Origin of the sequence: Pigmentiphaga daeguensis, from assembly GCF_039523035.1 — a bacterium.
GTDB classification, from domain to species: domain Bacteria; phylum Pseudomonadota; class Gammaproteobacteria; order Burkholderiales; family Burkholderiaceae_B; genus Pigmentiphaga; species Pigmentiphaga daeguensis.
Map to the genome: position 1 here is coordinate 106,873 of NZ_BAAAEN010000003.1, position 13,074 is coordinate 119,946.

Below are 13,074 nucleotides of genomic sequence, written 5' to 3' on the forward strand. Positions count from 1 at the left end.
GGAGCATGGACGACGACCACAAGGGGCCGCAGCCCATCCCCGCCGTCGAACGGCCGGCGCGCTCGCTGTTCGGCGAGATCCTGGACTGGATGCTGGTACCGCTGTTCCTGCTGTGGCCGGTCAGCGTCGCCATCACCTACGTGGTCGCACAGTCCATCTCCGTCGCTCCCTACGACCGCAGCCTGGCCAACAACGTGCTGGCCCTGGCCCAGCAGATCAAGGACGTCAACGGCCGGGCCCGGCTGCAACTGCCGGTCTCGGCGCGCGAGATGCTGCGCGCCGACGAAACCGACAGCGTGTTCTACCTCGTGCTGGGCAGCCGCGGCGAATACCTGGGCGGCGACCGTGAACTGCCGCTGCCGTCGCTCGAGCGCCCGCTGCCCGGCATCGTCCAGTATCGCGACGACGTGATGCGCGGCTTCGCGGTGCGCGTGGCCTATACCTGGGTGTCGCTGCCCACGATCCCGGGCGCGCAGCCGGCGCTGGTGCAGGTGGCCGAGACGCTGGAGAAACGATCGCAACTGGCCAACGAGATCATCAAGGGCGTGGTGCTGCCTCAGTTCGTGGTGCTGCCGCTGGCGGTGGTGCTGGTGTGGTTCGGCCTGTCGCGCGGCATCGCCCCGCTGGGCCGGCTGCAGGCGCGGCTGCGCGCACGGCGGCCGGACGACCTGTCGCCGATCGACGATCGCGAGGTGCCGCAGGAGATCGCGCCGCTGGTCGGCGCCATGAACGAGCTGCTGCAGCGCCTGTCGGCCAACGTCGACGCGCAGAAGCGCTTCGTCGCCGACGCGGCGCACCAGTTGAAGACCCCGCTAGCCGGCATACGCACGCAGGCCGAGCTGGCGCTGCGCAATGCGAGTCCGGAAGACATGGAGGCCAGCCTGCGGCACCTGATCTCGGGCGCCGAACGGGCCACGCGCCTGGTGAACCAGTTGCTGGCGCTGGCGCGCGCCGAGGACAAGGGCAGTCCCGTGGACGTCTCCGCCCGGGTCGACCTGCTGGCCATCGCCAGCGACCAGACGCAGAACTGGGTGCACGAGGCGATGGAGCGCGGGATAGACCTGGGCCTGGAAGGCCCGGAAACGCCGGTCCTGGTGGCCGGCAACGCCCTGCTCCTGGCCGAGCTCGTCAACAACCTGATCGACAACGCGCTGCGCTACACCCCGGGCGGCGGCACCGTCACCGTGCGCGTGGCGGCAGCCGCCACGGGCGCGACGCTGGACGTCGAAGACTCCGGCCCTGGCATCCCGCCCGAGGAACGCGAATTGGTGTTCGACCGCTTCTACCGGATCCTGGGATCCAACGCCGAAGGCAGCGGGCTGGGGCTGGCCATCGTGCGCGAGATCGCCCAGCGGCACGGTGCCACCCTGGCGATATCGGACAACTCCCAGGACACCGCCTCCGGCATGCCCGGCACGCGCATCAGCGTGAGCTTCCCGCCGGCCTGAAGCCCGCGGCCGCTCAGAAGTCCAGTCCCGCCTCCCGCGCCGCCATGTCATACAACGCGCGGCGCATCAGCAGGCCGGGCTTGTCGGGCGCGAAATTGAGGTCGAACTGCGGTTCGGTGTCGCGCGTCACCACGTCCAGTATCCACTCCAGCGCATCCACGTCCTCGAGATAGGCCTTGGACGAGGCCTCGTGCAGGTAGGCGTCGGCGGCCGGATCGTCGAGGTTGGAGTCGCGGCTGTTGAACCACCAGTAGTGGATGCTGCCGTTGGTCTCGGGCGTGAAGGCGTGGGTGATGTTGAAGCGATAGGTGCGCGGCGCGCCGCCGGCATCGTGGTTGTCGACGATGCGGGCGAAGGCGACGTGCAGGCCGGGCGAGGCGAAGCGGGCCTCGGAATAGCGGTCCACCGGCTTGCCGGTCAGGCCGGTGGGCACGCCGTAGACGTCGGGCGGCGGCGAATGCTTCAGCGCACGGTCGATGATGACCACGTCGCCCTCCTGGCGCACGTCCAGCTTGCTGCGCGCGTACTCCGGCGTGCCGATGGCGCCGGGATGCAGGAAGGGGAAGTGGGTCTGGTCCAGCAGGTTCTCGTGCATGGAAACGTAGTCCGCCTTCATGTGGAAGGACCCGCCCACGCTCTTCCATGCCGGGCTGGCCAGCCAGCTCGTGTCCGGGATCAGGGCCGGGTCGGCATGGTCGGGATCGCCCATCCATATCCACACCAGCGGCGCCCGTTCGACGATCGGAAAGCTGCGCACCTGGGCATGGGTGGGGACCAGCGGCATGGACGGCATCTTCACGCAGCGGCCGGAGGGATCGAAGCGCATGCCGTGATAGCCGCACATCAACTCGTCGCCGTCCAGGCGGCCCCTGGCCAGCGGAAAGGAACGGTGCGGACAGCGGTTGCGCACTGCCACCGGCTCGCCGGCTTGGGTGCGGTACAGGGCGACGTCCACGCCCAGGAAACGGCGGCTGCTCAGCTCGCGGGTGATCTCGCTGGACAGGCCCGCCACGTACCAGCAGTTGCGCACCAGCGGCGTGGCGTGGTCGGCGAAGCCGCCGGGCTCGAAGGAAAAGTCGCTGCGGAGTTCGGGAATGGGGTCGGCGATGCGGTTCATGATGGCGCGCTCCTGAAGGAATGGCTCGGAATGGTCAGGCGTCCAGCACCAGGCGCGTGCCGCGGATGCGCGACACGCAGATGCACAAGGTCTGGCCCGCGGCACGCTCTTCTTCGCCCAGATAGCGATCGCGATGATCGATGGGGCCGTCGGCGGAGACGACGGGCAGCGGGCACAGGCCGCATTCGCCACGCGCGCAGTCCCACAGCACCGGCACGTCGGCCAGGCGCAGCGCATCCAGGATGCTGGCGTCGGGGCCGACCTGGACGGTCCTGCCCGTGCGGCGCAGTTCGACCTCGAAGGCCGTCTCGTCGCCCGTGGGTCCGGCGGTGAACACTTCGCTGCGCACGCGGCCGGGCTCCCACCCCAGCGCGGCGCCTGCCTGGTGGGTAGCGGCGATCATGGACGCGGGGCCGCACACATACACGCGCACCCCGTCCGGCTGCGAGGCGAGCAGGCCGCGCAGGTCGAGCACGCCCGCCTCGTCGCTGTAGTGGAAGCGCACGCGGTCGCCGGCCACCTGTTCCAGCACGTCGCGATAGGCCATGGCCGACGGATCGCGTCCGGCATACACGACGCTGTAGCGACAGCCCCGGCGGGCCAGGCTGCGCGCCATGGACACGATGGGCGTCACGCCTATGCCGCCGGCGATGAGCAGGGTGCGGGCGTCGCGCCGGTCCAGCGGGAAATCGTTGACCGGCGCGGCGACGCGCAGGCGCGTGCCCGGCGCGAAGGTATCGTGGATGAAGGCCGAGCCGCGCGCCCGGTCCTCCCTTTGCACGGCGATGCGATAGACGTGCCGCGGATCGTCCGGGCCGGCCAGTCCGCCTATCAGCGAGTAGTGCCGCACGATGGGCCCCCGCTCGCGCGACACCATGTGCAGCGCCACGTGCGCCCCCGGCTCGTAGCGCGGCAGCGGCCGGCCATCGGCCGAGGCCAGCAGATATTCCTTGATGCGCGGCGTCAGCGGCCGGGCCCCGGCCACCACCACCTCGAAGTGCTTGCTTGCCACGACTGTGCTCCCGTGCGGCGTCAATCCAGGTGGATATCGGCGCCCTTGATGATCGGTCCCCACTTGGCGATTTCCTCGTCCACCAGCCGCGCCATGTCGCGCGGCGGCATGGCATAGGCCTCGTAGGTGAAGGTGGCCAGTTTCTCCTGCACGTCGGGCGCCTTCAGCGCGGCGGCGATGCCTTCGTTCAGCCGCTGCACGATCCCGGCCGGCGTGCCCTTGGGAACGAACAGGCCGTTCCAGCCGCCGACCTCGAAGCCGGCCGGTCCGCCGGCCTGCGCCACGGTCGGCACCTCGGCATAGCCCGGCAGGCGCTGCGGCGCCGCCACGGCCAGGAAGCGCACCTTCCCGGACTGGTAGACGGGCCCGGCCGACACGGGCGTTCCCAGTGTCCAGTTCACGTCTCCCACGGCCACCGACTGGAACAGCTGGGCCGATTCCTTGTAGGGCACGTGCATCATGCTCGTGCCGGTGGCCGCCTCCAGCAGCAGCCCGCCCAGGTGCGCCGGACTGGCCACGCCCCAGGATCCGTACGAGACACCGCCGGGCCTGGCCTTGGCCGCGGCGACGAGATCGCCCATCGTCCGCCATGTCGAACCGGCGGGTACCACGATGAAGAAGTAGTTGCGGACCAGCGGCGTGACCGGATCGAAATCCTTGCGCACGTCGTAGGGCAGCCTGGCGAACAGGTAGGGCTGGGTGCCCACGTGGTAGCTGTCCATGTGGACCAGCGTGTAGCCATCGGGCGCGGCGCGCCGGCCGGCCTCGAAGGCGAGGAAGCCGCTTGCGCCGGGCCGGTTCTCCACGATCACCTGCTGCCCCAGCGTGGCGGTCAGCTTCTCGGCGACGATGCGCAGCAGCACGTCGGGCCCCTGGCCCACGGCGAACGGCGTCACGATCTTGACCGGCCGTGCCGGGTAGCCCGGTCCGGCGGCCCCGGCGGCGGCCGATGCCGCGGCCAGGACGGCGGTGGCCAGCATGCGCAGGATCGGCGATTTTGGCATGGGAGTCTCCTCTTGATGGATACGGGGGCGTCGCTTGCGCCCTCATTGTGGGAAGACATTTTATTAAGGAATAATGGCGAATATTTGTTCAAAAAATAGCTATCAGTAATCTCGAACTGGAATAAATTGGACGCCATCACGCAACTGCGCACCTTCACCACCGTCGCCGCCTGCGGCGGCTTTTCCGAGGCGGCCCGGCAGATGGACGTCGTCCCCTCGGTGGTGGCCAAGCGCATCCGCCAGCTGGAAGCCACCGTGGGCGCCCGGCTGTTCGACCGCACCACCCGCACGGTGCGCCTGACCGAAGCGGGCGAGAAACTGCACGCCCGCGCCGGCGTGCTGGTGGCCAGCTTCGAGGACCTGGTGCAAAGCGTGGAGCGGGATGCCTCCAAGCTGGTGGGACACCTGCGGATCGCGACGCCGACCACGCTGACCACGGTCCGGCTGGGGCCGCTCTTCAATGCCTTCCTGGCGCGGCACGATGGCATCACGATGGAGATCTCGCTGGTCGACCATTCCACCAACCCCGCCGAGCGGGACTACGACCTGGCCATCAGCGGCAGGCCCGCCAGCTACGAAGGCGTGGTCGAGATCCCCCTGTGCCCGGTGGACACCATGCTGTGCGCGGCGCCCGGCTATCTGGCGCGCCACGGCCGGCCCCGCCATCCCCAGGCCCTGACCGAACACGCCTGCCTGGTCTTCAAGCCGTCCGGCCGCGCCTGGCATTTCCGCAGCGCCCGCGGCGACATCAGCCTGGACATCCCCCCGCGGCTGGTGGCCGACGACAACCTCACGCTGCGGGACGCCGCCCTGTCGGAACTGGGCATCGCCGCCCTGCCCGCCTACGTCGCCCGCCCGGCGCTGGAGGCGGGCACGCTGGAGACGGTACTGGACGATTTCCCGCTGCAGGAAACCTGGTTCAAGGCCTATGTCCCCCGGCGCAGGCAGCACGTCGCCCGTGTCTCCGCCCTGGTCGACTGGCTGGTCGCCCACCTGCGGCCGGACGTCCCGCCCGCCCGCTGATCCCCGCCCCGCGGCGTCTCGCCGCCGCCACGCCTGGACGCCGCCCGCGCGCCTGCGGGAAACCCCCAGTCACGGCCGCTCCCGCCCCGCCTCCAGGCGCCGCGCGGGCGGCCGGCGCGTCCCGGGCGTGGGCATATCACCAGTTCGTGAAAATTCAGTTTTTTGTCAGCAACTTGTCAGTACCGCGTCAGTAACTGTTTCTACTCTGATTTCAAGCCCGAGGCTCCCGTGGCTGAGGGCCAGTCTGCCGTTCCAACTATTACTCCTTTACAGCAGGCCCACCCAGGAGACATTCCTTCATGAGCACCACCGTCAGCAGTTCAGGGGCGCCGACTCCGGCCGCGCGTCCCATGACCAAGGAAGAGCGGCGCGTGATCTTCGCCTCGTCGCTAGGCACGGTATTCGAGTGGTACGACTTCTATCTTTACGGCTCGCTGGCCGCCATCATCGCCAAACAGTTCTTCTCGGGGGTCAACGACACGGCGGCCTTCATCTTCGCGCTCCTGGCATTCGCGGCAGGCTTCGCGGTCCGGCCGTTCGGGGCCCTGGTGTTCGGCCGGCTGGGCGACCTGGTCGGGCGCAAGTACACCTTCCTGATCACCATCCTGATCATGGGCCTGTCGACCTTCATCGTCGGGATACTGCCCTCGTACGCGTCCATCGGCATCGCCGCGCCCGTCATCCTCATCCTCCTGCGGCTGGCGCAAGGCCTGGCGCTGGGCGGCGAGTACGGCGGCGCGGCCACCTACGTGGCCGAGCACGCCCCGCAGGGCAAGCGCGGCGCCTACACCGCCTGGATCCAGACCACCGCCACCCTGGGCCTGTTCCTGTCCCTGCTGGTGATCCTGGGCGTGCGCAACGCCACCGGCGAGGAAGCCTTCGCTTCCTGGGGATGGCGCATCCCGTTCCTGGTCTCCATCTTCCTGCTGGCGATTTCGGTCTGGATCCGGCTCAAGCTGAACGAGTCGCCCGCCTTCCAGCGCATGAAGGCCGAGGGCAAGGGATCGAAGGCGCCGCTGACCGAATCCTTCGGCCAGTGGAGCAATCTGAAGGTGGTCCTGCTGGCGCTGCTGGGCCTGACCGCCGGCCAGGCCGTGGTCTGGTACACGGGGCAGTTCTATTCGCTGTTCTTCCTGACCCAGACCCTGAAGGTGGACGCCACCACCGCCAACATCCTGATCGCCCTCGCCCTGCTGATCGGCACGCCCTTCTTCCTGATCTTCGGCTCGCTGTCGGACAGGATAGGCCGCAAGCCCATCATCATGGCCGGCTGCCTGATCGCCGCCCTGGCCTACTTCCCGCTGTTCAAGGCCATCACGCACTACGCCAACCCCGCGCTGGAAGCGGCACAGGCCAAGGCGCCGGTGGTGGTCGTGGCCGATCCCAAAACCTGCTCGTTCCAGTTCAACCCCGTGGGCACCGCCAAGTTCGTCAGCTCCTGCGACCAGGTCAAGTCCTTCCTGGCCTCGAACTCGGTGAACTACAGCAACGAGGCGGCCCCGGCGGGATCCGTGGCCAAGGTCAAGGTGGGCGACACCACGATCGACTCCTTCGAAGGCGCGGGCCTGGCGGCGGCCGAGCTCAAGACCCGCGGCGACGAGCTCAAGGCCCGGCTGACCTCGGAAATCCGCAACCACGGCTACCCCGCCAAGGCCGATCCGGCCCAGGTCAACAAACCCATGCTGGTGCTGCTGCTGACGCTGCTGGTGATCCTGGTCACCATGGTCTACGGCCCGATCGCGGCCATGCTGGTGGAAATGTTCCCGACCCGCATCCGCTACACCTCCATGAGCCTGCCCTACCACATCGGCAACGGCTGGTTCGGGGGCTTCCTGCCCACCACCGCCTTCGCCATCGTGGCGGCCACCGGTAACATTTATAACGGACTGTGGTACCCGATCATCGTCGCGGTGATGAGTTTGGTCATCGGTACCCTGTTCATCAAGGAAACCAAGGACAACCGCCTGGAGGACTGATATCGGCGGGGAAGCGCGGCCCGCCGCGCCCTTCCCCGATGCGGCGTGTTTGCAACAATCCGCCCCAGGGCGGATTGTTGCAAGGCTTCCCACGATCACAAGTCTTGGGTTATCGTACCAAGCGTTACAATCCCGGCCTTGCCGGGTTTTGTTTTTTCAGCCAGTTGGAGACCTTGCCATGCGGGCGACCCAGCCCCAGGCCACAGGCCGCACATCGGGGAGTACCCCAGGGGGCGCCCCCGGGAGCACACCGAGCCTCGTCGCCGAGTCTCTCAGCAAATCCTTTCTATCCGGTAATGTTCGCGAGCGCATTTTGCGAGATTTGTCGGTTAGCATCATGCCCGGCGAACTGACATTGATTTCTGGGCCATCGGGCTGCGGCAAAAGCACCCTGCTGGCCATACTCAGCGGCATGCTCCGTCCGGATGCCGGCATGGTGCGCGCCCTGGGCCAGGACCTTGGCCTGTTGCAGCTTCAAGAGCTTGAACGTTTCCGGCTGATGCATACCGGCTTCGTCTTCCAAGGCTTCAACCTCTTTCCCGCCCTGACGGCTGTCGAACAGGTCGTCCTGCCCCTGCGCTACGTGGGCCTGTCCAAGCCGCAGGCCGAGGAACAGGCCTGGGCCGCCCTCGAGGAAGTGGGCATGAGCGGACGAGCCCGCCAGCGGCCCTCCGGCCTGTCGGGCGGCGAACAGCAGCGCGTGGCCATCGCCCGCGCGCTTGCCAAGGAACCCGAACTGCTCTTTGCGGACGAGCCGACCAGCGCGCTGGACGCCGGCAACGGCATGAAAGTCATCGACATCCTGCACCGCATCGCCAAGCGCCACGGCGCCACGGTGTTGTGCGTCAGCCATGATCCGCGCCTGATCAGCCATGCCGACCGCGTCCTGACCATGGAGGATGGACGCATCCTGGACGACAGGCGCACCGGTGCGCTGGTCGCCGAAACCGAGGAATTTCCCAGCTCGTGCCTAAGCTTTTCACCTCTTTTCGCCTTGGAATCGTGGCCGCGCTGACCGGCAGCCTGGTGCTGGCCGCGTGTTCCCGCCAACAGCAGGCCGAAGCCCCGGCGGCCGACCAGCCGCCCTACGCCGCCGTCGCGCGCGGGCGCGTCGACGTCGAAGGCGGCCTGGTGCGCGTGGGCGCGGCCGTGGACGGCACCGTCGCACGCGTGGCGGTGCGCGACGGCGACCAGGTCAGGAAGGGCCAGGCGCTGATCGAATTCAATCCTTCGGCGGCCCAGCTGGCCGTCGATGCGGCCGACGCCGAACTGCGCCAGGCGCAAGCCCAGGAACGCGTACTGCGCAGCCGCCTGCCGGGGCTGAAGCAGCGCGCCCAGCGGCTGGCCGAAGCCGCGGCCGGCGGGGCCATCGACGGGCAGGCCGCCGACGACGCGCGCAGCGCCGTGGCGCAGGCCGAGGCCGAGGTCCTGGCGGCCCAGGCGACGGTGGACGTCGCGCGCCAGAAATTGCGTGCTGCGCAATGGACGTTGGAGCGCCAGCAGGTCCGCTCGCCCGTGGACGGCGAGGTCGTGGGCCTGGAGGTGCAGGTCGGCAACGCGGTCACCGCCCAGACGGAAATGCTGCGGGTGCTGCCCAAGCGGCGCCTGATCGTCCGGGCCGAGGTGAACGAAGCCTACGTCGGGGCGCTGAAACCCGGCATGCAGGCCGAGATCGTGGAAGAATCCGCCCCCGGCGGCACCCCGATCCCTGCCCGCCTGGAACGCATAGGCAGCGTGTTCCAGGTCATGTCTCCCAGCGACGATCCCCAGGAGCGGATCAGCCGCCGCGGCGTCGAAAGCCTGCTGTCGATCGAAAACCCCGAAAAGCTGCGTGTCGGCCAGCGCGTGCTGGTCCGTTTCCTTCCCTAAAGGCTTGCCATGTTGCTCAGTCAGTACACCGTCGACGAACGCCCCGGCTCCGAGTGGATCGTGTTGTGCGACTTCGACGGCACCATTTCCAAGCAGGATGTCACCGATACCCTGCTTGAACACTTCGGCCGGCCGGGATGGCAGGAACTGGAAGCCGCGTGGGAACGGGGAGAGATCGGCTCGCGCGAATGCATGGCCAAGCAGATCGCGCTGCTGGACGCCAGCAAGGAAGAGCTGGACGACCTGGTGGCGAGCATCGAGATCGATCCGGCCTTCCCCGGGTTCGTGGCCCAGGCGCGCAGCCTCGGCACGCCGGTGCACATCGTCAGCGACGGGCTGGCCGGCGTGATCACCGCCATCATGGACCGCCACGGACTGGCGGACCTGCCCGTGGTGGCCAACCGCTTCGAACAGGCCGGCCCGCGCGACTGGCGGCTGACCTTCCCCTACGCCGATGCCGCCTGCCGCAAGGCCAGCGGTACCTGCAAGTGCTCCTACGGGTCGGGCGTGCGCGGTCTCCACGAGAAAATCCTGTACGTGGGCGACGGCGCCTCGGACTTCTGCGTGTCCGGCACGGTCGACTTCGTGCTGGCCAAGCACCGCCTGATCGACTACTGCCGCGACCATGGCCTGGTGCACATTCCCATTGCCGGCTTCGACGAGGCCCGCAATGCGCTCGACTTCATCCTGAAAGGCCAGTTGCAAGCCATCGCGCAACCTCCGCGCGGCTTCACCACCGCGCCGGCGGCAGCCAGCACCGCCTGAGCCCCGCGCGGCCCCATTCTTCACCTCATGATCAAATCCGCGGATTTCTATTTCGAAGGCGGCCGCGCGGGCGTGCTGCTCATCCATGGCCTGACCGGCACTCCCAACGAAATGCGCACCGTGGGCAAGGGCCTGCACCGGGCCGGCTTCACGGTCTACGGCATGCAGTTGGCGGGCCACTGCGGCGACGTCGACGATCTCATCCGCACCGGCTGGAAGGACTGGTACGCCAGCGTGCTGGAGGGCGTGGACCGCCTGCGCCGCGATGTCGACCACTGCTTCGTCGCCGGCCTGTCGATGGGCGCGGTGCTGGCGCTGAAGGCGGCGGCCGACCGGCCCGACGACATCGCCGGCGTCGGCGTCTACGGCGCCACCTTCCGCTACGACGGCTGGAACATTCCCTGGTACTCGCGCCTGTCGTTCCTGCTGCCCTGGTTCAAGCGCTTCAACCTGTTCCAGGACAAGGTCTTCGACGAAGAGCCCCCCTACGGCCTGAAGGACGAACGGCTGCGCGCCGCGGTATCGTCCAGCATGCTGGGCGGCGACAGCGCGGACGCGGGACTGCCCGGGAACCCCTGGCCCTCGCTGGCCGAACTCATCGACCTGTCGGCCACGGTACGCCGCCAGCTGCACCAGGTGCGCGCGCCCTGCCTGGTCATGCACGCCGCCGAGGACGACATGGCCAGCGTCGGCAACGCGCAGCTGGTGATGGAGCGCGTCGGCGGCCCGGCCAAGCTGGTGCTGCTGCACGACAGCTACCATATGATCACGGTGGATCGCGAGCGCCGCGAGGTCATCCGCGAGTCGGCCGAGTTCTTCTCGGAAATCGCCGCGCAGCGCGAAGGCGCCACGCCGCGGGCGGCGGCGCGATGACTCCGCTCGTCGCCCTGCTGTGGACGCTGAACGTGCTGGTCGATACCGGCGGCCAGCTCGCCTTCAAGGCGGCCGCCACCACGCCGGCCGAGGGCAGCGGCCTGCGCTACTGGCGCGAGCTGGCGCGCCGCCCCTGGATCTGGATAGGCATCGCCTGCTATATCCTGGAGTTCGTCGTCTGGCTGGCCTTCCTGTCGCTGGTGCCGCTGTCCGAGGGCGTGCTGCTGGGCTCGATCAACATCGTCGCCATCATGATCGCCGGCCGCTTCCTGTTCAACGAACACCTGACGCCGCTGCGGGTGGCCGGCATCGCGCTGATCGCCGCCGGCGTGGCGGTCGTGGGGATACCGTGATGCGCCGCTTCTACCTGATCGGCTTCGGCCTGCTGATGGCCTTCGACACGCTGGCGCAGATCAGCTTCAAGTACGCCGCCAACCATGCGATGCCGCTGGCCGCCGACCTGGACTGGCTGCTGCGGGTATTCGGCCAGCCGTGGATCTACGGCGCCTTCGTCGGCTACATCGGCGCCTTCTTCACCTGGATGTCGCTGCTCAAGCGCGCGCCCATCGGGCCCGCCTTCGCCGCCTCCCACCTCGAAGTCGTGACGGTCATGCTGGTGTCGGTCTGGCTGTTCGACGAACACATCACCACCAACCAGATGCTGGGCGCGCTGCTGATCATCGGCGGCATCGTCTGCCTGGCCTTCGGCGAGGCCAGCGAATCGCGGCGCCTCCACCCGGAGTCCGGCCGTGCCGACGCCTAGGCTCGCGGCCGGCGCCCACGGGCGCGACATCCCCCCCACGGCGGGCCTGCCGCTGCGGTGGAGCGACCTGTTGCCGGGCGGTCCCGCGGACCTGGAGACCAGCCTGGCAGCCTGGCTGGGCGTCGACGCCTTGCAGCTGGAATGCTCCGGCACCTCCAGCCTGGTCGTCTCGCTGTTGACGCTGGCCCGGCGCAGCTCGCGCAAGACCGTCGTCCTGCCCGCCTACACCTGCCCGCTGGTCGCGCTGGCAGTCCACCACTGCGGGCTGCGGCTGAAGCTGTGCGACCTCGCCCCCGGCCATTTCGATCTCGACCCGGACGCGCTCGAGGCGGCCTGCGACGGCGATACGCTGGCCATCGTGGTCACCCACCTGGCCGGACGCGTGGCCGACACCGATGCCGCGCTGCGCTGCGCCGCCCGCTGCGGCGCGGCCGTCATCGAGGACGCGGCGCAGGCGCTGGGCGCCCGCCGCAACGGACGCAGCGTGGGCCTGGACGGCGACATCGGCTTCTTCAGCCTGGCCGCGGGCAAGGGCCTGAGCATCTACGAGGGCGGCCTGCTGCTGGCGCGCGATCCCGCGCTGCGCGACGAGCTGCGCGCCACCAGCGCGCGCACCGTCGGCCGCCGCCCGGGATGGGAGGCGCGCCGCAGCCTGGAACTCCTGGCCTACGCGCTGCTGTACGGGCCACGCGGCATGCGCCTGGCCTACGGCAACCCGCAGCGCGCGGCCTTGCGGGCCGGCGATCCCGTACGAGCCGCCGGCGACGATTTCCCCCTCGACATCCCCATCCACCGGGTCGGCCGCTGGCGCCGCGGCGTGGGCGCGCGAGCGGCCCGCCGCCTGCCGGCGTTCCTGGACGATGCCCGGGCGCGCGCCCGGCGGCGCCTGGAGCGGCTGCAAGGCCTGCCCGGCGTACGAGTGATGCAGGACACCGCGGGCGGCGACGGCGTCTGGCCGTTCTTCATGCTGCTGCTGCCCGATGCGCAATCCCGGCGGCTCGCGCTGGACCGGCTATGGGGCGCGGGACTGGGCGTGGGCCCCTTGTTCGTGCACACCCTGCCCGACTACGATTACCTGCGCCCCATCGTCGCCGATGCGCCGGTGCCCCACGCCCGCGACTTCGCGGCGCGGACGCTGTCGATCACCAACAGCCGCTGGCTGGACGACGAACGATTCGAGGTGATTTGCGCCTCGCTTGCCGCCTCGCTCCCCTCGCCCTGAGC

General features: G+C 69.2%; 13 protein-coding genes. 10 read left to right on the forward strand and 3 right to left on the reverse strand.

Annotated elements, in window-relative coordinates; translation table 11 throughout:
- Nucleotides 1-5: 5 nt before the first annotated feature.
- Nucleotides 6-1,448 carry a sensor histidine kinase gene (locus tag ABD104_RS05425; protein WP_243724454.1) on the forward strand — a complete coding sequence of 481 codons (1,443 nt, stop codon included), beginning with the start codon at nt 6-8 and terminating at the stop codon, nt 1,446-1,448.
- Nucleotides 1,449-1,461: 13 nt separating this feature from the next.
- Here ABD104_RS05425 and ABD104_RS05430 read toward each other — a convergent pair whose 3' ends face one another.
- Genes ABD104_RS05430 through ABD104_RS05440 form a run of 3 tightly spaced genes read right to left on the reverse strand, consistent with a single transcriptional unit; the run spans nt 1,462 to nt 4,581 of the window.
- A complete protein-coding gene (locus ABD104_RS05430; RefSeq protein WP_132979427.1) occupies nt 1,462-2,565 on the reverse strand; it encodes an aromatic ring-hydroxylating oxygenase subunit alpha in 1,104 nt (367 codons plus the stop codon).
- A gap of 34 nt (nt 2,566-2,599) precedes the next feature.
- A complete protein-coding gene (locus ABD104_RS05435; protein ID WP_087837315.1) occupies nt 2,600-3,577 on the reverse strand; it encodes a PDR/VanB family oxidoreductase in 978 nt (325 codons plus the stop codon).
- Between the two features lie 20 nt (nt 3,578-3,597).
- The gene (locus ABD104_RS05440) at nt 3,598-4,581 is read right to left on the reverse strand and encodes a Bug family tripartite tricarboxylate transporter substrate binding protein (protein ID WP_338615958.1); all 984 of its coding nucleotides are present in this window, start codon (nt 4,579-4,581) and stop codon (nt 3,598-3,600) included.
- Nucleotides 4,582-4,707: 126 nt separating this feature from the next.
- Here ABD104_RS05440 and ABD104_RS05445 point away from each other — a divergent pair, with 126 nt between their 5' ends.
- From ABD104_RS05445 to ABD104_RS05485, 9 genes are all read left to right on the forward strand, one after another.
- Entirely contained in the window at nt 4,708-5,604 is an 897-nt protein-coding gene (locus ABD104_RS05445; RefSeq protein ID WP_343927234.1) for a LysR family transcriptional regulator, read from the forward strand.
- A gap of 299 nt (nt 5,605-5,903) precedes the next feature.
- The gene (locus tag ABD104_RS05450) at nt 5,904-7,580 is read left to right on the forward strand and encodes an MFS transporter (RefSeq protein ID WP_425543314.1); all 1,677 of its coding nucleotides are present in this window, start codon (nt 5,904-5,906) and stop codon (nt 7,578-7,580) included.
- A 178-nt stretch (nt 7,581-7,758) separates the two neighbouring features.
- A complete protein-coding gene (locus tag ABD104_RS05455; RefSeq protein WP_343927235.1) occupies nt 7,759-8,595 on the forward strand; it encodes an ABC transporter ATP-binding protein in 837 nt (278 codons plus the stop codon).
- Complete coding sequence (locus ABD104_RS05460) at nt 8,547-9,449, forward strand: HlyD family secretion protein (RefSeq protein ID WP_165963098.1); 903 nt, start codon at nt 8,547-8,549, stop codon at nt 9,447-9,449. The genes ABD104_RS05455 and ABD104_RS05460 overlap by 49 nt, the downstream gene beginning before the upstream one ends.
- Nucleotides 9,450-9,458: 9 nt before the next feature.
- Nucleotides 9,459-10,214 carry an MtnX-like HAD-IB family phosphatase gene (locus ABD104_RS05465; protein ID WP_132979431.1) on the forward strand — a complete coding sequence of 252 codons (756 nt, stop codon included), beginning with the start codon at nt 9,459-9,461 and terminating at the stop codon, nt 10,212-10,214.
- Nucleotides 10,215-10,241: 27 nt separating this feature from the next.
- A complete protein-coding gene (locus ABD104_RS05470; protein WP_087837322.1) occupies nt 10,242-11,087 on the forward strand; it encodes an alpha/beta hydrolase in 846 nt (281 codons plus the stop codon).
- Nucleotides 11,084-11,440, forward strand: a complete 357-nt coding sequence (locus ABD104_RS05475; RefSeq protein ID WP_087837323.1) for an EamA family transporter — start codon at nt 11,084-11,086, stop codon at nt 11,438-11,440. Before ABD104_RS05470 ends, ABD104_RS05475 begins: the two co-directional genes overlap by 4 nt.
- Nucleotides 11,440-11,850, forward strand: a complete 411-nt coding sequence (locus tag ABD104_RS05480; protein WP_087837324.1) for a DMT family transporter — start codon at nt 11,440-11,442, stop codon at nt 11,848-11,850. Before ABD104_RS05475 ends, ABD104_RS05480 begins: the two co-directional genes overlap by 1 nt.
- The gene (locus ABD104_RS05485; protein WP_132979432.1) at nt 11,837-13,072 is read left to right on the forward strand and encodes a DegT/DnrJ/EryC1/StrS family aminotransferase; all 1,236 of its coding nucleotides are present in this window, start codon (nt 11,837-11,839) and stop codon (nt 13,070-13,072) included. The genes ABD104_RS05480 and ABD104_RS05485 overlap by 14 nt, the downstream gene beginning before the upstream one ends.
- Nucleotides 13,073-13,074 lie beyond the last annotated feature (2 nt).